Annotated in this window: 36 protein-coding genes and 1 pseudogene; 7 read left to right on the top strand and 30 right to left on the bottom strand. The window is 49.8% G+C overall.

Annotated elements, in window-relative coordinates:
- The 14 genes and pseudogenes from OCV64_RS06465 to OCV64_RS06400 form a co-directional block, all read right to left on the bottom strand.
- A pseudogene (locus OCV64_RS06465) lies at positions 1–313 on the bottom strand (DNA cytosine methyltransferase); the annotation flags it as partial.
- The gene (locus tag OCV64_RS06460) at positions 300–581 is read right to left on the bottom strand and encodes a Lar family restriction alleviation protein (RefSeq protein ID WP_262669604.1); all 282 of its coding nucleotides are present in this window, start codon (positions 579–581) and stop codon (positions 300–302) included. The pseudogene OCV64_RS06465 and the gene OCV64_RS06460, both read right to left, overlap by 14 nt.
- On the bottom strand, positions 574–1,482 hold the full coding sequence (locus tag OCV64_RS06455; RefSeq protein ID WP_262669616.1) for a DNA cytosine methyltransferase: 909 nt from the start codon (positions 1,480–1,482) through the stop codon (positions 574–576). Before OCV64_RS06455 ends, OCV64_RS06460 begins: the two co-directional genes overlap by 8 nt.
- 44 nt (positions 1,483–1,526) lie before the next feature.
- Positions 1,527–1,979: a DUF1064 domain-containing protein gene (locus tag OCV64_RS06450; RefSeq protein WP_262669603.1), complete on the bottom strand. Its 453-nt coding sequence runs from the start codon at positions 1,977–1,979 to the stop codon at positions 1,527–1,529.
- On the bottom strand, positions 1,970–2,419 hold the full coding sequence (locus tag OCV64_RS06445) for a hypothetical protein (protein WP_262669602.1): 450 nt from the start codon (positions 2,417–2,419) through the stop codon (positions 1,970–1,972). Before OCV64_RS06445 ends, OCV64_RS06450 begins: the two co-directional genes overlap by 10 nt.
- A 178-nt stretch (positions 2,420–2,597) precedes the next feature.
- A complete protein-coding gene (locus OCV64_RS06440) occupies positions 2,598–3,035 on the bottom strand; it encodes a DUF4373 domain-containing protein (RefSeq protein ID WP_262669601.1) in 438 nt (145 codons plus the stop codon).
- Positions 3,036–3,078: 43 nt separating this feature from the next.
- Complete coding sequence (locus OCV64_RS06435) at positions 3,079–3,291, bottom strand: helix-turn-helix domain-containing protein (protein ID WP_262669600.1); 213 nt, start codon at positions 3,289–3,291, stop codon at positions 3,079–3,081.
- Entirely contained in the window at positions 3,288–3,953 is a 666-nt protein-coding gene (locus tag OCV64_RS06430) for an MBL fold metallo-hydrolase (protein WP_262669599.1), read from the bottom strand. The genes OCV64_RS06435 and OCV64_RS06430 overlap by 4 nt, the downstream gene beginning before the upstream one ends.
- Positions 3,943–4,818, bottom strand: a complete 876-nt coding sequence (locus tag OCV64_RS06425; RefSeq protein WP_262669598.1) for a hypothetical protein — start codon at positions 4,816–4,818, stop codon at positions 3,943–3,945. Before OCV64_RS06425 ends, OCV64_RS06430 begins: the two co-directional genes overlap by 11 nt.
- The gene (locus tag OCV64_RS06420) at positions 4,811–5,632 is read right to left on the bottom strand and encodes a DUF1351 domain-containing protein (protein WP_262669597.1); all 822 of its coding nucleotides are present in this window, start codon (positions 5,630–5,632) and stop codon (positions 4,811–4,813) included. Before OCV64_RS06420 ends, OCV64_RS06425 begins: the two co-directional genes overlap by 8 nt.
- A 2-nt stretch (positions 5,633–5,634) precedes the next feature.
- Positions 5,635–5,787 carry a hypothetical protein gene (locus OCV64_RS06415; RefSeq protein ID WP_262669596.1) on the bottom strand — a complete coding sequence of 51 codons (153 nt, stop codon included), beginning with the start codon at positions 5,785–5,787 and terminating at the stop codon, positions 5,635–5,637.
- A 225-nt stretch (positions 5,788–6,012) separates the two neighbouring features.
- Positions 6,013–6,138: a hypothetical protein gene (locus OCV64_RS06410; RefSeq protein WP_262669595.1), complete on the bottom strand. Its 126-nt coding sequence runs from the start codon at positions 6,136–6,138 to the stop codon at positions 6,013–6,015.
- Positions 6,139–6,222: 84 nt separating this feature from the next.
- On the bottom strand, positions 6,223–6,420 hold the full coding sequence (locus OCV64_RS06405) for a hypothetical protein (RefSeq protein WP_186852976.1): 198 nt from the start codon (positions 6,418–6,420) through the stop codon (positions 6,223–6,225).
- Positions 6,404–6,601 carry a hypothetical protein gene (locus OCV64_RS06400; RefSeq protein WP_262669594.1) on the bottom strand — a complete coding sequence of 66 codons (198 nt, stop codon included), beginning with the start codon at positions 6,599–6,601 and terminating at the stop codon, positions 6,404–6,406. Before OCV64_RS06400 ends, OCV64_RS06405 begins: the two co-directional genes overlap by 17 nt.
- 182 nt (positions 6,602–6,783) lie before the next feature.
- Here OCV64_RS06400 and OCV64_RS06395 point away from each other — a divergent pair, with 182 nt between their 5' ends.
- Positions 6,784–7,476 carry a DUF4145 domain-containing protein gene (locus tag OCV64_RS06395; protein ID WP_262669593.1) on the top strand — a complete coding sequence of 231 codons (693 nt, stop codon included), beginning with the start codon at positions 6,784–6,786 and terminating at the stop codon, positions 7,474–7,476.
- A 166-nt stretch (positions 7,477–7,642) separates the two neighbouring features.
- On the opposite strand, the gene OCV64_RS06390 is transcribed toward OCV64_RS06395, so the two are convergent.
- Both OCV64_RS06390 and OCV64_RS06385 read right to left on the bottom strand, forming a co-directional pair.
- Positions 7,643–7,777 carry a hypothetical protein gene (locus OCV64_RS06390; protein ID WP_262669592.1) on the bottom strand — a complete coding sequence of 45 codons (135 nt, stop codon included), beginning with the start codon at positions 7,775–7,777 and terminating at the stop codon, positions 7,643–7,645.
- A 104-nt stretch (positions 7,778–7,881) separates the two neighbouring features.
- Positions 7,882–8,229, bottom strand: a complete 348-nt coding sequence (locus tag OCV64_RS06385; RefSeq protein ID WP_262669591.1) for a hypothetical protein — start codon at positions 8,227–8,229, stop codon at positions 7,882–7,884.
- A 94-nt stretch (positions 8,230–8,323) separates the two neighbouring features.
- On the opposite strand from OCV64_RS06385, the gene OCV64_RS06380 reads away from it, so the two are divergent.
- Entirely contained in the window at positions 8,324–8,788 is a 465-nt protein-coding gene (locus OCV64_RS06380) for a DUF2321 domain-containing protein (RefSeq protein ID WP_262669590.1), read from the top strand.
- Here OCV64_RS06380 and OCV64_RS06375 read toward each other — a convergent pair.
- Together OCV64_RS06375 and OCV64_RS06370 are read right to left on the bottom strand one after the other, a co-directional pair.
- On the bottom strand, positions 8,777–8,971 hold the full coding sequence (locus OCV64_RS06375; RefSeq protein WP_262669589.1) for a zinc-ribbon domain-containing protein: 195 nt from the start codon (positions 8,969–8,971) through the stop codon (positions 8,777–8,779). The two genes, OCV64_RS06380 and OCV64_RS06375, sit on opposite strands and share 12 nt — an antisense overlap.
- 10 nt (positions 8,972–8,981) lie before the next feature.
- Positions 8,982–9,221, bottom strand: a complete 240-nt coding sequence (locus OCV64_RS06370) for an XRE family transcriptional regulator (protein WP_262669588.1) — start codon at positions 9,219–9,221, stop codon at positions 8,982–8,984.
- Between the two features lie 194 nt (positions 9,222–9,415).
- On the opposite strand from OCV64_RS06370, the gene OCV64_RS06365 reads away from it, so the two are divergent.
- The 4 genes from OCV64_RS06365 to OCV64_RS06350 all read left to right on the top strand — a co-directional run bounded on the left by OCV64_RS06365 (position 9,416) and on the right by OCV64_RS06350 (position 12,268).
- On the top strand, positions 9,416–9,790 hold the full coding sequence (locus OCV64_RS06365; RefSeq protein WP_262669587.1) for a helix-turn-helix domain-containing protein: 375 nt from the start codon (positions 9,416–9,418) through the stop codon (positions 9,788–9,790).
- Positions 9,774–10,223 (top strand): ImmA/IrrE family metallo-endopeptidase, encoded by a 450-nt coding sequence (locus OCV64_RS06360; protein WP_262669586.1) that lies wholly within the window; start codon positions 9,774–9,776, stop codon positions 10,221–10,223. Before OCV64_RS06365 ends, OCV64_RS06360 begins: the two co-directional genes overlap by 17 nt.
- 25 nt (positions 10,224–10,248) lie before the next feature.
- Positions 10,249–11,055: a hypothetical protein gene (locus tag OCV64_RS06355; RefSeq protein ID WP_262669585.1), complete on the top strand. Its 807-nt coding sequence runs from the start codon at positions 10,249–10,251 to the stop codon at positions 11,053–11,055.
- 163 nt (positions 11,056–11,218) lie between these two features.
- Positions 11,219–12,268 carry a tyrosine-type recombinase/integrase gene (locus OCV64_RS06350; protein ID WP_262669584.1) on the top strand — a complete coding sequence of 350 codons (1,050 nt, stop codon included), beginning with the start codon at positions 11,219–11,221 and terminating at the stop codon, positions 12,266–12,268.
- Between the two features lie 267 nt (positions 12,269–12,535).
- On the opposite strand, the gene OCV64_RS06345 is transcribed toward OCV64_RS06350, so the two are convergent.
- The 7 genes from OCV64_RS06345 to OCV64_RS06315 form a co-directional block, all read right to left on the bottom strand.
- Entirely contained in the window at positions 12,536–13,324 is a 789-nt protein-coding gene (locus tag OCV64_RS06345) for a DUF7841 family protein (RefSeq protein WP_262669583.1), read from the bottom strand.
- 14 nt (positions 13,325–13,338) lie between these two features.
- On the bottom strand, positions 13,339–13,734 hold the full coding sequence (locus OCV64_RS06340) for a hypothetical protein (protein ID WP_262669582.1): 396 nt from the start codon (positions 13,732–13,734) through the stop codon (positions 13,339–13,341).
- 99 nt (positions 13,735–13,833) lie between these two features.
- Positions 13,834–14,595, bottom strand: coding sequence for a hypothetical protein (locus OCV64_RS06335; RefSeq protein WP_262669581.1), 762 nt, complete (start codon positions 14,593–14,595; stop codon positions 13,834–13,836).
- 103 nt (positions 14,596–14,698) lie between these two features.
- Positions 14,699–14,929 carry a hypothetical protein gene (locus tag OCV64_RS06330; RefSeq protein WP_262669580.1) on the bottom strand — a complete coding sequence of 77 codons (231 nt, stop codon included), beginning with the start codon at positions 14,927–14,929 and terminating at the stop codon, positions 14,699–14,701.
- A complete protein-coding gene (locus OCV64_RS06325) occupies positions 14,919–15,410 on the bottom strand; it encodes a hypothetical protein (RefSeq protein ID WP_262669579.1) in 492 nt (163 codons plus the stop codon). Before OCV64_RS06325 ends, OCV64_RS06330 begins: the two co-directional genes overlap by 11 nt.
- A 290-nt stretch (positions 15,411–15,700) precedes the next feature.
- Entirely contained in the window at positions 15,701–15,952 is a 252-nt protein-coding gene (locus OCV64_RS06320; protein ID WP_262669578.1) for a hypothetical protein, read from the bottom strand.
- 16 nt (positions 15,953–15,968) lie between these two features.
- Positions 15,969–16,736: a peptidoglycan recognition protein family protein gene (locus tag OCV64_RS06315; RefSeq protein ID WP_262669577.1), complete on the bottom strand. Its 768-nt coding sequence runs from the start codon at positions 16,734–16,736 to the stop codon at positions 15,969–15,971.
- A 61-nt stretch (positions 16,737–16,797) separates the two neighbouring features.
- Here OCV64_RS06315 and OCV64_RS06310 point away from each other — a divergent pair, with 61 nt between their 5' ends.
- Positions 16,798–17,067, top strand: a complete 270-nt coding sequence (locus OCV64_RS06310) for a hypothetical protein (protein WP_262669576.1) — start codon at positions 16,798–16,800, stop codon at positions 17,065–17,067.
- Between the two features lie 15 nt (positions 17,068–17,082).
- Here the strand turns inward: OCV64_RS06310 and OCV64_RS06305 are convergent, their stop codons facing one another.
- The 5 genes from OCV64_RS06305 to OCV64_RS06285 all read right to left on the bottom strand — a co-directional run.
- The gene (locus OCV64_RS06305) at positions 17,083–17,343 is read right to left on the bottom strand and encodes a hypothetical protein (RefSeq protein ID WP_262669575.1); all 261 of its coding nucleotides are present in this window, start codon (positions 17,341–17,343) and stop codon (positions 17,083–17,085) included.
- 28 nt (positions 17,344–17,371) lie between these two features.
- Positions 17,372–17,632 (bottom strand): phage holin family protein, encoded by a 261-nt coding sequence (locus OCV64_RS06300; RefSeq protein WP_262669574.1) that lies wholly within the window; start codon positions 17,630–17,632, stop codon positions 17,372–17,374.
- Between the two features lie 150 nt (positions 17,633–17,782).
- Entirely contained in the window at positions 17,783–18,112 is a 330-nt protein-coding gene (locus OCV64_RS06295; protein ID WP_262669573.1) for a hypothetical protein, read from the bottom strand.
- A 23-nt stretch (positions 18,113–18,135) separates the two neighbouring features.
- On the bottom strand, positions 18,136–18,447 hold the full coding sequence (locus OCV64_RS06290) for a hypothetical protein (protein WP_262669572.1): 312 nt from the start codon (positions 18,445–18,447) through the stop codon (positions 18,136–18,138).
- 16 nt (positions 18,448–18,463) lie between these two features.
- Positions 18,464–18,691: hypothetical protein (locus OCV64_RS06285; protein ID WP_262669571.1), on the bottom strand; the 228-nt coding region annotated here is incomplete at its 5' end.

Below are 18,691 nucleotides of genomic sequence, written 5' to 3'. Positions count from 1 at the left end.
CATGAACGTGAAGGTTTACTCGATCGCAGAACTTTGCGTAATCGCTGACCGCAGCAAGGTTTCCGTTTTCTTCTTTCCTTCGGTGATGGGAGATCGCTGCGATACTGTATGTACTGCAATCTGGACTCGCCCATATCACATCTGGTCGCCCAAAGTCTCGCAGGATCTGGTCTGCCGTCACAGTCAGTACATCTGCATAAAGGCTGATATCCGGGAATGACTTGTCCCACTCTATGCTATACGTCTGATGGCCTTTCTTTTCAAACGCCTTACTTACAGAGCGTGTTCCTGCAAATAATTCAAGTAGCTTCATCCAGCATCTCCATCTCCTCCGCGCTCAGAATCGGCGCGCGGGTGTTCCATTCCCTGATTGCCTGCTTCTTTGTCGGATAGTCCTTTCCAATCCAAAAGCAGTCGTTTTTCTTACACTTGGCTGTGTACGGTTGGCTCCAATCCTCTCCGGGATACTCATACACTTCTCCAGGCATGCCGCATTTGGGACACGGCAGCAGCACCCCCGCATCCGTCAGCCGTCTGGACGCCTCTTTTGAGCCGAGCATCGCTAATTTAATGTCATCCATGTATAATCCTCTTCTCTATGTCCGCTATGGCCTGAAACACCGGATAAAACTGCTGGGGAACTACTGCGTTTCCGAGGCATTTAAGTCTGTCCACCCGAGAGGGAATCCCATAAGCCACTCTACCCACGTTGGGTTCAGCTGGCCACCAGCCACCACGTCCAGGCTCGGCCCTCCGTCTCCGTGCCTCTCTCCGTTCCCTCTGCTGTTCTGCGCTTTCGGCGTGGGCCACATCTTCACCATCCCGCTCAAATTTGGCTCGCCCCTGCTGTTGTGATAAAACTTCCGGTTCGCCGAATCTGACGCAATCGGAGTTTTCCAAAGAATAGGTTCTCCGTCCTCTCCCGTTATGTTTTCTTTCCAGCGCTCTACACCCGATAATCGCGCATCTGTCCCTCCTGTGCGGGGCGTCGACGGAACAAGCCGGAATAATAAACGCTTGGACGGAGTAACCTTCGTTTTCCAGGTCAGCGTACACCTGGTCGAGTGCCATATTGACGATCCCAGCAACATTCTCGCCAACGACCCAAGCGGGCCGGAGTTCCGATATAACTCTAAGCATTTCAGGCCAGAGGTAACGGTCATCGTCACTGCCTCTTCGCTTCCCGGCAACGGAGAAGGGCTGGCACGGAAATCCTCCTGAAACAATGTCAGCTGTTCGCAGTCCTGTTTTTTCATAAAAGCTCTCCTTTGTCAGCGTCCTGATGTCCCTCCAGCGTGGCACATCTGGCCAGTGTTTTTCCAGCACCTTTGTCGGATAGTCCGCCCACTCACATTGTCCAACGGTTTTAAATCCAGCCATTTCCGCCGCAAGATCCAAGCCTCCAATGCCGGAAAACAGGGATAGATGGGTTAGCTTGGCCGCCTCTTTGTCGCCCAACAGGGCACGCTTAATATCGTCCATATGGTTCGTCGTTGCAGTATTCATCTTATTTTTCTCCTGGTTCCTCAGACTTCTTTGATTGAGATCCCGAATCGCTCCAGCAGGAGCTTCTTTTTTATCTCGTATTGAGCCGTCCTGGTGGCTCTGCTCTTGACATCCTCCACCACCGGCACCCAGTGAACAGTACCGTTCTGATCCGGCATAGTGGGCCGCTCGTAGGAAAAATCCGCCACATAGCGGATAGCTCGGACCCGCTCGCCCTCCGGCGTGATGTAGCTCTCCTGGAGCGTGTACTGCCTCTGGAGGCGAAGGTCACGTATTTTCCCAGAACGGAGCAATACTAACAATTCATCGTATCGCCGGGCCTCTTTTTTGCTGTCAAAGCGCAGCTTGCCCCGGCTGTCCGGCTCATTGTGGTATTTGCTCTCCTTTGCCGCAGCCTGCTTCCCCAGCTTTTCAAGCACCTGCCGTTGAGCCGAAGGGCCCAGCCGAGCCAGGTCCACTCCTGTCAGTCCCATGCTCCACCCTCCTTTAGCGCCTTGTTCCACTGCGTCAGGCTCATGCCCTGTTTCAATGCCTCACGCATTGTTGGAAGTCCCAGCTTATGCAGTTCCTCATGCCACTCTGCCTGCCATTTCCTCGCTCGCTCCATGTGCTCTTGTTCGGACTGCCCTGGCAATATATTTCGTTCCCCTGCTGTTGTCCTTCTGGGGCATCTCATGGCGATCTCCTGCACAAAGGGAAAGTTTTTGCTCTCCCTCAAAAATTGCTTCAGGGCCAGTTTTACTTCCTCTGGGCCATACTCCTCCAAAACCAAAAGCCATGCGTTTTTCAGTGTTTTGTCTTTTGTTTTTGGATTGTTGGGGAAATAAACAGACAATAAACCGAACAGTCCGTCTATATCTTTTTCTGTCATGATGACCTCACTCTCTTTTCTGCTGGGCTGCTGCTCGGTCATGCTCCCTGTACTTCTATAGATAGACTTTCAGTAGAACGCAGCATCACCCCCGTTAGTAGTAGAGGGTATAGTCTTTTGAGTGCTATCTATAGAACTACCTATCCTATCCCTATACCTATCCTATTCCTATATGTCATTTGCATGTAGCAAATGGGCATTTGCAAGCGACAAATAGTCCTTATCTGCTGTTTTTGGGTATGAGAACCACACCGGCGCTTTCGTCGGCGTCCAAAAGCCAGTAATCGGCTATGACAGACTTTACGCGGCGCTTCTTCAGCGCCGGAACAAAACTCCGCTGAATACCCCGACTTGTCAGTATTCCATGCCTCTCGTACAGCGTGTTTTCAAACAAGCCAATACGTAAGCACAGCCCGACGGTATTCGTGACCGCCTTTGACCCAACTCCACCGCCGATGCGTCTGGCGACGCTTGCGGCTTCATCGCAGGTCCAGTCCAAGTAGTATCCATGGAGCCCGAAAGCCCTTTGGCAAAGATAGAAGTAGATAGCGAATCCGGCCACACCCTGGCCGTCTATCAGCTTGTCTATCTTCGGATCGTCAAAAACGTCGGTGGCCCATCCAGAGAACTCAATGCCCTCCTTGGGCCGTCCTGCCATCTCACCGCCTCCTCTCAGTTATCACGGATCAGTTTCCTCCAGGTTATTTGTTGTCCATGATGTATCGTGCGTACCTGGTTGGCTCTCCGAAGCGGTTCTGGCCCCTCACATCTTCAGAGCGGATAGCCCTACCCATATGGCGTAGGTCCCATATCCTGGCGCCAAGCCTCATAATACCGTACTGGTCCAGTGCCTCCAGAGGCGTAATACTACCAAACTCCTCCAGGTGCCGAAGGACCTTCTCTGTCTGTGTCATTTCTTTCCGCCCCCCAAATCTATTTTCTCTTGATGCTGGTGCAGGAATATGTATCGGCTGTTCGGCCCCATCTGCTGATAAAGCCAGTCCTCGGCCTGTTCCCTGCTTAAATGATTCTGTGCCGCCGCCCACTCATATGAGAACTCCCCAGCGGCTCTCTTGGCCTCCATACGGGCCTCCAGCTCGGCTCTGGTGTGGTTGGCCTCCACCATGTAGAGGTCGTATCCCTTGGCCTCCACGCCGTCCAGGGTACCGGTGTCGGTGGCGTAGAACAAACGCTTGCACTCCCGGTCTGATATGTGGTAGCCGCAGTTTGGAACATTATGTGTCAGCAGTTCCGGGGTCAGCGTGCATATGCAGTCGTACTCACAAAAGAAGCCAGGCTTGTACACATCAATCCGCCGCTTGTCCACCCCGGCCTCCAGTAACGGCCCCACCATCCACTCGCAGCACCCCCAGCGGAGGGTAGGGCGCTCTTTATGGAGCGCCCGCACCGTCCGGGGGTTGAAGTGGTCAGAGTGCCGATGGGTCAGCAACACCAGCCGCAGGTCCTTTTTGACCGACTCCAGGGCCTTGAAGGGTACCCCGATATCTATTGCAATGGATTTGTTTATAATCACGGCGTTGCCCTTGGAGCCGGTGGAGATGATGTTATAGGTCATTCAGGCTCACCTGCTCCTCGCTGGGGGCGGCGTTCTGTGGCGTATCCTGGGACTCCTCCGGCTTTTCGTCGGCAGGGGATACCTGGGACATATCAAAATACTGTTCTACGTTGGCGGAGCCATCCCGCAGAGTGTTATACACGTTCTTTAGCCGCACCACGCTCTGCTGGGAAAATGCCTCCTTTTTACAACCGATGTACGTTTCCAGCATCTCTGCTGTTACGCCATACTGCTCCTGGAAGTTTTTGACCAATGCCCGAACCATGTCCACCAGCGGCATTCTGCTTTTCCCTGCGAGGGTAGCGTTACACTGCCCAACTGCCGCATCCACAACATCACCGGGGATGACGGACAGGATACAAGATCGCTCCCGCCGTGCCGCCTGATTCGCCACCATCTCATAGATATCCCGTGGGTCTGTCAAGGGATAGGCTCCCTTCTTGGTCTCACGGATATGCGGAACGGTAAACACCTTTGTTTCCCGGTAGTTCGTCTCCAGGTCCCAGCAATAAGCCATGACCGTGGATTCCTTGGCGGTCTGCTCCAGGACCTTAAAACCGCTGTCAATATTTCCCCATCCTCTGGCCAGTGTCTTAGCTAGATGGACCGAAGGGCCGGTCACGACCTGCCCACCGCGTGGGAACTCATACATGGCCTTTTCCGCAAGGCTGGTTCGCTGGCAGTCCCGCAGGATACGGTTATATGCTTCTACCTCGTCCCTCGGAAACCGTTTGGCGGCCACCATGGCAACCTGAACCTCCTGGGCCTCCCGGCTGGCGGCCAGTTCCGCGCCAACTCTGCGTGGGGCTGGTGTTTTATCTTCAAACTCGGCAATAGCGGATGTATTTCTAACTTCGTTACTCATACCGGATGTCCTCCTGAATCAAAAATTCTTTCAATTTCTTTAAGTGCGGCTTTGTAGCGAATACAGTAAATGTACAGCGGTAGACCTTCTCAGCCTCAATGGGCGGCTCCACGATCTGAGGTGCGGCGGCTTCTACCCTCGCCACTGCCTCAGCTTCCCGTGCCCTTTGCGCTTCCCGGAGCACCTGGGCCTCCTTCTCGGCTTCAATTCGCCGGTGGCGCTCCTGGACCGTGGTAATGGCCGCCGGAGCGTCCAGCGTCCGCTTGAACTCCACCATGATCTCCTCGGCGCCGTCCATGCCGGAGATAAGCTCCATACTGCGTGAAATCCCGGCCACGAAATCCGCCAACTTTTCCCGCAGTTTCTTGGGCGTTTTCTGCTTGGCGGACGCCATATCCACAACAATACCGGCCTGCTCATACCGGACGAAATCTACTCTTTCGGCCGCGCAAAGTTCGTCAAAATACTCACGCAAACTGTCCTCACAGCGCTTCTTGATCTCGTTCTCAGTATCGTTGATTTTCTTTTTTAGCTCCAAGTCCGCCCAGCGGTAAGCGTCACTGACGCACTCCTTATAGACCGCCTCAAACTGTTCATAGGGGCCGAGGACAGCTTTCTTTACCTCTTTCCGCTGCTCCTCCAAGACCTGAAACTCTTTATTCAGGTCGGCCCGGATATTTTTTACGGACTGAACCGTTTCCTCTGTACAGACAAGGGAGAGTGCTTCCTCTACCCGCTTGTCCACCGCTTCCTTCATGGAGCGCAGATGCTCCTCAATAACAGGGAGCTGCTTGACCTGGATTAGCGCCTCCATCATCAATCCTCCTGTACAATCTCCCGCCCACAGCGGGGGCAGGAATCCCATCCGTTTTCCTGGGGGCCGTCTGCCTCAAACTGCGTAAGGAATCCGCAGGCTCCGCTCCAAGTGTTGTGTTCCGCATCAATGCAGGAATATGTACATTTACTCATACCGTTCCACCTCTACGCCCATCTCCAGGGCAATTTCTTCCGGGTTTTCCCATAAAACCTTACGCACAGCATATCTGAAGCAGTTTGGGCAAATCCATCTTCCAGCCCAGAAAAACCGGAGTCCGCCTGTGTAGATCTCTCCCTGGCACTTTTCGCACTCAGAAACGATTTCTTCCACATTTACATCTCTTGGCGTGGGCCCTACTTTGAATGAAGGCCCCCGGTTCATAGCCCCGCCACCTGTATCCCTACGGCGGCACCCAACCAGAACACCAGGCATCCAAAGAGGATCACCATGCCGGTCCAAAACCGCTCTTGCCGCCGCTGACGGCGCTCATTTCGTGTTCTCACTTTTTCCGCCTCTTTTCCATAAATTCCGCCACAGCGAGGGCGGTACAGATCACGATGCACACCACGCACACTGCGGAAAAAAACTCAAACAATTTTGATTCCTCCCAACGTCATCAAATAAAACCACTGCTCCTGAGTAAGACGAACCTCCTGCTCGTCCAGAAGCTTTGCAATAGAGCCATCGCCGCATCCAATCTCATGGGCAAGGCCCCTTTGCGACAGCCGGTGCCGCTCCATAGCCCGCTGGGTGATACGGCGGACTGTCTCATTTGGAGTTTTCATTTCTGTCCTCCCGGTCCAGGATTCTCGCCAAGACCTCAGCTAAATTCCGAACCGTTTTAAGCAGCTCCGGCACATCAACTCCATAATGATCCCGTTCCAGATTGTTCATGTGCATCCTAGAATTCCGGCTCTGCGTCCCAAGGTCCTTAATGCTGTCGTTCTCGTCAAGTGTTTTTTTCATAAAATTTTCCTTTCCGGCTTGACAGAGAACAAGTGTTCTAGTATGATATATCCATCAAGCCTAATTGGTGTGGTCAGTTAGGTTTGCCAGCCTCGTCAGGTGGTCTCAACACCTGATGGGGCGTTTTTTTGTTGTTCCTTTCGCCGTGATATGGTAGAATGTGGGCGAAAGGCGGTGTTTTTATGGGTTATCTTTGCCCATACTGCAATCACACTTGTTTTGACAACGGAGATATCAACACAACCTACTATCCTTCACATGGTAGTGCAGATCTAGAAGGAATGAGTGAAGCAGATGCTATAACCAATGCTGTTCAAATTGATTTCAGCATTTGCCCAAACTGCGGGAAAACCTCCATTAAAATGTCTCCGTATTGGAAAAACAAAAATATGAAATTCAGTTTTTCCTACCCCCCGTCTATGGCAATCTTTCTTCCTGAATATGTTCCAGAGGCAATTCGATCTGATTATGAAGAAGCCGTATCCATAGTAGACTTAAGTCCAAAGGCATCCGCTACATTGGCACGTCGTTGCTTACAGGGCATGATCCATGATTTTTGGGATATTAAGGAGAAAAACTTGAACGCGGAGATTACATCGCTCAAAGGAAAGGTATCTCCTACTCAGTGGAAGGCGATAGATGGACTCCGAAAAATTGGAAACATTGGGGCACATATGGAAAAAGATGTAGAACTAATCATTGATGTTGACCCTGGTGAAGCAAAAAAACTCCTCAAATTGATCGAGCTTTTGATCGAAAAATGGTATATTGCCAGAAATGATGAAGAGCAGCTTCTCGACGAAATATCTAAACTAGCCGATGAAAAAGAGGCTGAACGTAAGTCAGGAACTGGTTGCCAGCAAGATTCCGTCTAAACTCCAATATCGTGTTTGAATTTTGCAAGGATCTTCCTCTGTTCCAATGCCCTCTAAAGACTTTGTAACAATAACTTGAATTACCTTTGCGCTGTCTGTTCCACGAGGTCGGACTGATTTTATTTCATTATCTTTCATATGGCACTTCCTTTAGATTTGCTCCAGATTAGTATTGCAATTTGGCCAACGTGACTTTCTGCTCTATATTTAACTCCGGGTCGTTGGCCACATCTTTTAGCACAACTTCCCTCATCCGATAACCAAGCCCGTCCAGCATAGACTGATATTCTTCATACTTCATAACTTTCCTCCTTGTATTCCGTCCCGCACCATGCTAAAATACAAGGTACTAGGACGTGTCCTGTTCTTCCGCCCTCATCCGTGCGCCATCACGGGTGGGGGCAATTATTTTGTTGCTGACAAAGCCGCACTCAAAATAGTCTGTAAGCCGGATAGTCTTTCGTTTACGATTCGCTCAATCCCATCCACCGCCAGCTCCTCAACCTCCCGAAGCTTGTAAGTAGGTAGGTCACCCCGTTTGTACTTCACCAGAAGCCCCGGCGAGATGTTATAGGCCCAGCTTCCAGTTTCCTGATTCTGTACTCCAAAGCCAAAGGGTGCCCTCTGCTCCTGGAGCGCCCGGTACAGCGTGGGTGTGGACCATCCGATGAACTGAGCCGCCAGATAAACCGGCACATTTGAATGTGATAGGATCTCCTTCTCCCCGATAGGTGGGGTCTCTTGCTTCTTCATGGTTTCCTCCTTTCTGGTCATTTTATTGGCCGCTTCCTTCATATTTACCTCCGTTTCCTGTCGTGGTATACTGGTGGAGAAGGGAGGTGATTTTATGGATAGATGCGCCCATATCTGCACAAACGGGCATGTACTTATCACAAGGGCTCCGATAGATGGAAAAGAATTTTGTGAAAAATGCGGAGCGGAAATGATTGATAAATGCCCATCATGCGGAGAGTTTATAAGAACGTGGTCATACGGTGGCGCTGTACTTGGAAATCCAAAATATGAAAGAGCCGCATTTTGTAAAAATTGCGGGTCCCCTTATCCGTGGACAAAATCCGCCATGGATGCCGTTGCTGAATTACTTGAGGAAGAAGAGCAACTTGACGATCTACAACGTAGCAAACTGACTGCTTCACTTTCAGACATTGTTTCAGAAACTCCAAAAACACAAGTCGCAGTAGTTCGTTTCAAAAAAGCCTTGCTCTCCGTCGGGCAATTCACAGCAGAAGGTCTGCGCCAATTCGCCATTGATTTCGGATGTGAGCTTGCAAAAAGTCAATTAGGTCTTTGACTTCTCCACCACAAAGAGCCTGTAACCAGGGCACTTCTCCTGCCCGCAGTTATATGGCTCTTTTTTTATCCAGCAGTCGCACACTTCTTTTAGCTTTGTACCGCACGACTTGCAGAAGTTCGCACGATCCGGATTTTTGGCCCGACATGATGGGCATTCCACCTCTCTCACCCCCTCCCCCATTCAGTCCTTTTTATAGGACAGCTTCCGTGCTATCCTGATCGCACTCCTGGATTTCCAAAATTTCCCGAATTGCTTCAACAACTCTTGGAGCATTTCGCTTCCCCTTCAAAATCTTGTCCATGTACCCACTGTCTGCAAAAAGCCCCGTTCGGTTTGTGATTTCCTCCTCCAGCCACTTCTGCGTCTTTCCACGCTTTAGCAGCTCCGTCTTTACGCACAAACCAAACGACGTGAATTTGCATGAATCCACGAAAATACCTCCTTCCGTACATTTATGGTTGACAAGTACGTCTAAATGTACTATTATGTAAGCGTCACCAAACAAAATAAGTACGTTAGACGGGCTGTCTATGTGAGTATTCTAGTACATTCTCACGTACAAGTCAAGCAGTTTTTCTGTTCTTGCGTACTTTTGTTCGCTTGCACAAACGGAGGTACGCACAAATGTACAATTTGTACGAAAATATTTATGCACTTTGTAAAGAACGAGGGATTACTCCAGGAGGTCTATGCGGAGAGCTTGGCTTTAGGCGTAGTGTGCTTTCTGACTTGAAAAATGGGAGAAAAAAATCCCTAGACACAACTACGCTTATGAAGATTGCAGAGTATTTCAACGTTTCTGTAGATTATCTTTTGACTGGAGAAGAAACAAAAAAAGCGCCCACCCAAGAGGATGAGCGCGAGATAACTTTTGATGATTTTACTTTTGCGATGCAAAACGAAAGCAAAGACTTGACCGAGGCAGATAAGCAAATCCTTCTATCAATGGCAAAACAGCTTAATGATGCAAGGAAGAAGAGAAATGGAGAATCTAAATAGCCTATATAAATGGTTAGACCTCGAGGGAGTCTTTGTATTTGATAGGAGGCTCCCGTTCAGCAAAAAGGATTCTAAAGCGACCACTCTAAAACTAAAGCCTCCTTATGAAACTTGGGGCATATTTCTTGACAAAAAAAGGTTGAAAACAAAGGCAGAGGAAAAATCCGCTATGCTTCATGAGTGTGGGCACTATGCAACGGGAGCCACCCATGAAGTAAACAGTCCGTTCGATCTTGTTGCGAAGCATGAATACAAAGCAGACAAATGGGCTGTCGAACGGGCGCTGTCAGTCGATGAACTAGACGATGCTGTGGCAGAAGGTCATACAGAAATTTGGGATCTAGCTGAGTATTTTGGAGTAACTGAGGACTTCATGCGAAAGGCCGTCTGTTGGTATACCTACGGGAATTTGGCGACGGAGTTGTATTTTTAGGTATAAGAGCAAGGGAGAGTTCCTCGTGAAAAATATTCTCGGTCGTTTTCGTTCTTATTTGCATGAAACGAAAGAGTTAAATCGGATATATTATGAGCAAGAAGCTTTTAGTGATGACATAAAAGAAATACAACAAGATAAAGAAAGAACATCAGAGATTGAAAAATACGGAAAAGAAAGGATTGCAATTTTACTCAACTCAAGAATATACAGAGAGAATTTGTCAAAAGAGGTATGGCTAAAAAATAGTCAGGCCATTGAAGAAAAAATGATGTTTTTTCGTTACCTTCCCTTTCAAGTATGTAACTGTTCATATATTGGAGAAGGAATAGCTTGGACAGGCTATAACTTTAATAACAAAAAAATTTTACAAATTGCTATTAATCAAATCAACTATTTTTTAGGGGATTTGAAAGCTTTAGATGAAACAGTGCCAAAGATTATCCCAACAGACTTTTATATCAATTTCAATTCAATTTGTTTTGATGGGCCTTATAGCTACGGATTGCCCAGAAGTTACATTTTATATCAGCCAGAAACAAAAAGCGGGAAAAAATCACAGTATCCGTTAATCGCATTCTTTAACACCGCAAAAGGAACCGAACGTTATGTAGATGAATTTTATCTAGGAAAGCTTTACTATGCTATAAATGGTGATTTATCTAAAGCAACTGTTCACTGCCACAAACACGGAAAATTTGCAGAGCTCATATTCTCCGTTGTAGGAAGAACTTTTTTAATTTCAAAAATTAATACTTTAGGGCAGGATAGAAAGCTGTTTACTTTATACGATTGTAGTTGGCATTTTACAGACTATGCAGATTTTTCTTAAAAAATAAAAGCCCCCGGTGCTACCAACACCGAGGGCGGGCCGTAGATGCTACCAACATCAACGGGAAGCAAAGCACCCCAAACCGATAAATCCAAGGCACCTTTGCGCCCTTTTATTGTATCATACTGGGACCACGGGTGCAACCATAAAAAGGAGGAGCACCATGAAGCGAGCAAATGGGACCGGAACTGTGGTCAAACTATCCGGTAACCGGAGCCGTCCATACTGTGTCAGGATATCCCAGCGAGATAAGCGTGGATATGTAATCCAAACAGCCGTCAGTTACCATGCGAAGGCCGCCGAGGCACAGGCCGCCTTGGATGAATTAGTCAAGAAAATCCAAGCTGGGAATCATATCAGCGCCGATACAATCAATACGACATGGGGGCAGGCTTATGAGATATGGTCCGCTCGAAAGTACAGGATAGCTGGACCTGCCTCCGTGGCATCCTATAAAGCCTCTTGGAGCCGTGTAGGGGCTCTAGCTGACCGGAAGGCCAGGAGTATTACTATTGATGATCTCCAGGCTATCATTGACCAGGATGCGGCGGATGGTATGTCTAGCTCGTCCATTAATAACGACTGCATCCTTATCAAAGCTCTGTTTAAATTTTTAATGGAACGTGACATTGTTGCGAAGGACTACTCCGCTTTTATTCAGGTCCCGAAGGTCGGTCCGAAGCACACCAAAGGTGCCTTTGACGACCTACAGATGGCAAGACTGGAGAAGCTGGCTAAAGAAGGATTCCCATGGGCTGACACGGTGCTCATGCTCTGCTATACCGGCCTCCGTATCAACGAGTTTTTGTCCCTCACTCCATTCAACTTTGATCCAGACACAGGATGCTTAACTGGCGGCAGCAAAACTGAAGCTGGGAAGGGTAGGACCGTTCCTGTTCATCCAAAAATCCGTCTATACTTTGACCGTTGGATGGCAGATCAGGCAGATACTATTATCCATCAGGACGGAAATCCCGTATCAGACAGATGGTATCGGGCCTCCGCATTCAAAGGTGTCATGGACGCTCTGGGGGTGCCTGATGCCACACCACACTGGTGCCGCCACACATTCGTAACCAGAGCTAAAATAGCTGGGGTGGATGAGATGGCCCTAAAGTTCATTGTCGGACACTCCCAGCGTGGCAATATTACCGCGCAATACACTCACCCGGACCCCACTTGGCTTGCCACCGAAATGGCAAAAATCGCATAAAAAATAATCACCAAAAACCAGGCGTTAGTAACGGGTTAGTAACACGGTTAGTAACAAAAGTCGGGAAAGTGCTGATATACCGGCACTTTTCTTTTTTGAAAATTTAAGAAGTTCATAAATTTTTAATCGATTATCTTCATATATTGAGGAGTAAAGTTATCTTCTAATTTATAAACGCTCGTTTTTGTCAACTTTTTTCGCTATATCATATCACACAAAATCTTGCGTTAGTAACAAATCCGCCCCCAATTTTGAGGGCGGACTTTTTTATCTTACGATGTACTTATAATACTTCGCCAGTTTATCGGGACCAGCGTCCTTGTCGTCCAGGAAAGCTTTCGCCATATCGACATAAAAGTCGATCTTATCCCCGACACCGAATTTCTTCGCTACTTTAACATAATCAGAATAGATCATATTGAGTGCGGCCCAAAATTCGTAGGGATCATAACCCAGACTACGTTGTGCCATGACCTGTTTTGCCTGGTCGAATGTCCAATGGGCTCCATTTGTCCCATCCTCATTTTCCATGTGGCTGGTCCACTCATCGGCCATTTGCTGGTCAAACTTTGGGGAATAATTGCTGTCAGAATATCCACTCATAGCACGATGACCGGGTATGTGGTCCATTTCCCGATACTGCGGTACACTCGCATCGGAATCTCCCATTTGCACCCAGTCACGATTGAACCCAATTGGGCGGCCCTCGTATCTATCGTTTATCGGCCAGTGTTTGTTCTCGTCAAAATGGCCCATGGGCTGGTCATGGTAGGGAAGATAGCGGCCCATATCAGGCCCATACATATCCGACCTGGGCGCAAACCTACCGTCTGAATATCTGCGATATCCTCTGTCCTCTGGTTCCATCATTGCGGACCTGGGGGCATATCGCCCATTGTCGTAGTGCTCACGGCCCTGGCGATCCCGAAAGCGACCCTCTACACGGTCAGGATAAGGAAAATAATCTTTCATCTTCCAGTCATCATACTCAAAACCGAAATGGCGGCCCTTTTCTCTCCCCTGGTTCATCAGGAGCATTTTAGTAGATCGTTTCATACTGTATCCCTCCTTTATGTCGCGGGGGCAGTGGCAGTCCCACCGTCAATGCCGGAAAGGTTGTTGCTGGGGGAGCAGCAGGGAGCGCCCAGCATACGGAACGAGCCGCCGGTGGGGGTAGTAACCACGCAGACGGAGTAGCGGGTGCGGGTACGGATGCCACAGGCGGTCACCTGAGCACAGTTACGCTTGGTCAGCGGGTAGAGCGTTGTCCCGGTCCCGATGGTGATATATACCGGAGCATTGATAGTGGTAGTTTCAGGGATCGCCTGGGCCACAACGATACAATACTTCTCTCCGTTATTGTAGGAACCAGCAGGCAGGTTGATCTCCAGATTCCCACCAGTAAAGGTGACCGCCTGCGAGAGCACAAGCCGGTCACAAAGCTTACATACAGGTTTGCAAGACATATATTTTACCTCCAAAAATCAGGGGCGGCAGACTATTGCCCACCGCCCCGAAATAGTCACGGCAGAGCCGGAAAGTTAAAGGGGTCGAAATCGACCCGTTTAGCAGCCACAGCCGCAGCCGTTGTTATAGGCCCCGCAATAGGGATAGGGGGCGGGCACCTGATAGGCAGGCACGGGCATGGGATTGATGCGCCGGATCAGTTCAGAGGTCTGAGCGTCCAGAGTGGCGGTCAGATAGCTGTTCTGGTTAGCCTGAGACGCAGCCAGCTTGAGGGACTGATTCTCAGCTTGGAGGGAATCAATCTTGCTCTGAGTCAGGAAATCCAGGATGGCACGGGTGTTGGAATTGTTGTTTTCCAAAATATCGCGGGTGCTGCCCTGGATAGTGTTCTGAATGGCGCAGGTGTTGGTGGCCATGTTGTAATTCACACCGTCAATGGCCCGCTGAGTCTGGCAGCAGCAATCCTGAGTCTGCGCGGCCATGTTGCACATCTGGGACTGGATGCCGTTGAAGCCCTGAAGCAGAGCAACATTGGTGTTATTGAAGCCGTTGGTGATGCTGTTGTTTAGGGCATAGGTGCTGTCACAGATGCCCTGCTGAATAGCAGAGATGCCGCGCTCCACACCGTTGAAGGCAATGGCCTCGTTTACATCTGCACGGGTGGCAAGGCCCTGGAGGCCGGGATCAGTGCTGGCACCGCCACCGCCGAATCCGCCGAAACCGCCGCGGCCCCAGCCAAAGATCATGGCGAAGATGATGATAGCCCACCAGCCGTCACCGCCCCAAAAGCCGCCATTGTTACAGTTTCCGCCGTTAGAATCGCTGCCCAGCGCATAGCCAGTCGCAAAATCGTTGTCCATTGTATATACTCCTTTATCAGTTATTACATCGGGGCCGTACGCTCCCCGGATGTTTCCAAAGAGCGGTTTTTATCAAGACCCGAAAACTGATAAAGTGCTTTATTTACTTAGGCAATGTAATGCCCATTTGATGGGCCATCTGATTCAGATCAACGCCCCGCTCCTTTGCCATGTTTTCCGCAATCTGGCGGAGCTGCTGCGGCTTCTTTCCCTGGATCAGCCGCATAGCTTGGGCGGCCTGCGGATTCTGCCCAGCCATCTGTTGGAGCATTTGCATGGGATTTCCGCCGTTCCGTGCCATCTGGAGCATTGCCATCATTGGATTATTCATCATTGGAGGCATCATTCTTTTTCACTGCCTTTCCAGTAGGTTTTTTCAACCTATCAACCTCATCCTTTAAATTTTGTACTGTGTCCTTCATGTCTATAAACTCATCCAGCGGTGCAAAGGCCGCTACCTGAGTTGGGACCTGTTCCTGTTTCTCTCTAGGCGCGTCGAGCTTAAACTCAAACACATCAGCCGACCCACTGTTGGTATTGAACCGCTTCATGTAAACCACATTATGAGCAAGGTCCGGGAAAAACATGGGGGCACCCATAAAGTCCACCGGGACACCCAACGCCTCCTCTTTGGAGGCCACAGGACGGCAGAAAAAGTTGGGCTGTGTGTTTGTACTCCCAACTGTCTGGGCGGACTGTACAGGCTGCGGAACGGGCTGCTGCATAGGTTGGTAGACCTGTGGAGCGGGCGCAAACGGAGTTACAGGGTTGTAGCCGCCGTAAGCGGGGTATGTATAATTAGGAAATCCGGCCATTAGCTGGAACCCCCTTCCTTGCTTCCACCTCATTCAGATACTTTTCCAAACCATAATCATCCCCCTGTGCCCGAAACCACATAATGGTTTCCCTGGCGCAATCGGGTCGGATTCCAGCGGCAATCAATCTCTCTACCGGGGTCATATATCACACGTCCTTTGTATAAAAATAAGGAGTCCGTGAGGAGGACTGCGACGTGTACAGCCCTTGTTCCCCACGTCCTCCATGTCTATATTGTCGCATAAAAATTCCCCGGCTGGGTACGGTCCCAGTCGGGGTTGTGTACGTTTTATGTACGGTTTGTGTAGAGCTTGGCGGATACATTTTCCACCCGCTCCAAAATATGTTTGAGGTGGTCTCCCACCGTGGCCCTGCGCCATCCCAGCTCCGCCGCAATATCCATCTGACACCATTTGTCAATAAGATATCGTCTGGCGATCAGTTCATCGTCCCGGTGGAATGCGGATTCTTTGATAGCAGCATCAAGTTCAGAGCGCAAGAGGTCAGCCATTTCAGGAGGTAGCTTTACTCTTGCGCTCATGCTCCACGTCCTTTCCTTACTTCAACGCCGCAGCTCGTGCCATAACGGCACTTTCCTCACGAGTGACAAATGCCATAGGTCGGGTCCCATCTGTCAGGCCAAGCTCGTTGGCCTCTGCAAACAGCTTCGGCATACTGGCCGGCAGCTCCGCTCGCTCGGCCAGATAGCGGTCCATGTACTCCTTCCACTGCTCATAGGTCACAGTCTCATCCTCTCCTTCCATCCACCGGGCCACATCGGCCCTGAAATTGTCCATGGTTTTGCCGAATTTGGGAAACCAGTGAAGGACATCCCCGTGGTTACTGGCGATCCCTCTGCGGTAGCCCTCCTGATGGCAGATTACCACTCCGTCAGCCAACGGGTCCAGGTTATACTCTTTGCAGAGAGAGGCGGTCAGCTCCACGGCCTCCTGGTACACCGCCTTAAAATAGCTGGCATCCGTTAGGCCGTCCTCGCAGATCTCAAAGGAAATGTGGGTATCATTTGCACTGCCGTTCTTCCCTCGGCCACAGTGCCAGCCACGGCGATTCCATGGAAGGGTCTGCACTGTCCCCACCAATCCGTCGGCAAATCTGCCTACAAAGGCGTGGGCGCACTTTTCCAGTCCGGGCCTGTCCCAATCATTCCCGTACTGATTCCGGCCAATTACATCATCTCCGGGTACATAGCGGGCCACAGAGGGGTTATTAGCCCCAGTCGAGTGTACCATTACCCCCTGTGGCCGGATGGTCCTCCCGGCCCTGTAACAGTCGTTCTCGGTTAAATACTGCTTTCGTAATCTCATGGTCTTCCTCCATTGACATATCAGGGCGTGTGCTGTAATATGCGGATAAGGGAGTGATAAAATGCATGATTACAAATTGCTTTGCCACTTTTTGAGGCAGGCAGAAACTGCTTTCAGCCTATCAGTGGACACAAACCAGGAATTTTCTGCACTAGCAGACAAGTTCGAGTCCGGCAACGCCACAAACGAAGACCGGGAAATGGCCCTCAGAATCCTGACAAATGCCAGGGAGAACTTTTCCTCCATGCCGGACAGTGAGGAGAAAATGACTGGGATGTTAGAGACCGCCCTGATTATTCAACAGCTAAATATGGAGCTAAAGGCACCCTGATTGGGTGCTTTTTTATTATTCTCTTTCCGCTTCCTCTTTGGCGGCCTCATCCTCCGCCACGCCAGTAGCCACGGCGGCGGCAAATGCCTCCTTGTCAGGGAAGGCGGCGGCCAGCTCCTGGCCGTGGCGGCCAGTAAACTCACGCATGGCCCTGTCCTCTTCATGGGTAATCTCAGGGTGCTTCTCCCGGAGCATAGCCATACCTACGGTCGCTAGATCGGGTGCGTCGTTCTTCTCAGTGATTTCGTACAGTTCATAGAGCATTTCGGTGTTCATAGTTCAATCTCCTTTTTTTAATTTGTTGTTATTCCTTCAACTGCCTGATGGCCTGGTTGACACCAGTTGCCGCCAGACCGGACACAATGCCCACGGCAACGGCGGTCAAGGGGTCCGTGGCCGGGAAGTCCTGGAGGCCGGTATACAGCGCCGCCACGCCCAGAACGCCGCCACACAGGCCCACGATAGCCGGAATGTACTTGTTATCCAGACCGGACGATTTGACAATCAGTCCCACCAGATAACAGATGACGGTAATGGCCGCCACGGATGCGATTCCAAAGTCCATAAAATCACCTCCCATCCTGTTGACTTTTGTCGAAAAAATGATATAGTGGGTATGTCCTTTGGGCCCCGTTGCCCTGGTTCCACACTCTCCTCTTTTTCCCAGGGCAGCGGTTTCGCCCCCCCTCCATCCTCCCAAATCGGGAGGATTTTTTTATAGTCCGATTCTCGCAAGCAGGAAAGCAATCACGGCCGCCAGAACTGCCCAAATAGCCTTGTCCACAATGGCATCCCACCGCTTCTTTGGCGCAGCTTGTTCTGCTTCTTGCCATGCAATCAACTTGTCCAGCTTTTCCATGATGTTGTCATACTGTTCGTTTCTGGCAGCCTCGGCTTTTTCAAGGTCACGGATACGGTCAAACAGTTTTCCGTGTGTATCCCTGGACTGTTCTTCCATCCTTTCCATACGCTTTTCCAGCATATTGGCTTTCTGGAGGCCAAGGCAATCCCGCCGTGGGTCTAAGATACATTTTTCATCTGCCATTTAGATCTCCTTCCAGGCCTCTCTTAGCCCATTCCGCCACCACCAGAGTCTCCGAAGGCTTCTCCTTCTCCAATTACTTTGAATAGGCCGTTACTAGCTCCAATACTTCCAACATTGATTTTTTCTATGCCGGAACTCCTTTGGAGATTTCCATTGATAAATATTGGAGAGCCAACAAATACTTCTATCGTCCCTGATTGGGTATTCGTGGTATTGTTGATTTCAAAGGTCCCAGTTTCAGATTCCGACATATAGTGTATAATTACACCAGAGTATCTAATATTTACCTTTTCTGGCAATGTTCCCCCACCTTGTATCACCGGATTCAGTATCATGCCATTACCTCCGAAATTAACTAAACAAAATATATGGGTTTTTCTGCGCCGTTCCACTAATATAATCGCCATTCACTGTTACATCGGTTAAACCGCGATATTCTTTTATCTCGATAAATCCACCCCCACCTCCGGCGGCATCGATTTTGTCCCCAACTTCTACTTCTATTTCGTACATTTTATTTTCATAGTTATAAAAACTTAGGACGGCCTTTTTGTTTATGGATACAGTAATATAATCGTC

Source organism: Muriventricola aceti (genome assembly GCF_025567565.1).
GTDB lineage: Bacteria > Bacillota > Clostridia > Oscillospirales > Oscillospiraceae > Lawsonibacter > Lawsonibacter aceti.
This window is presented reverse-complemented; position numbering and strand designations above follow the sequence as displayed.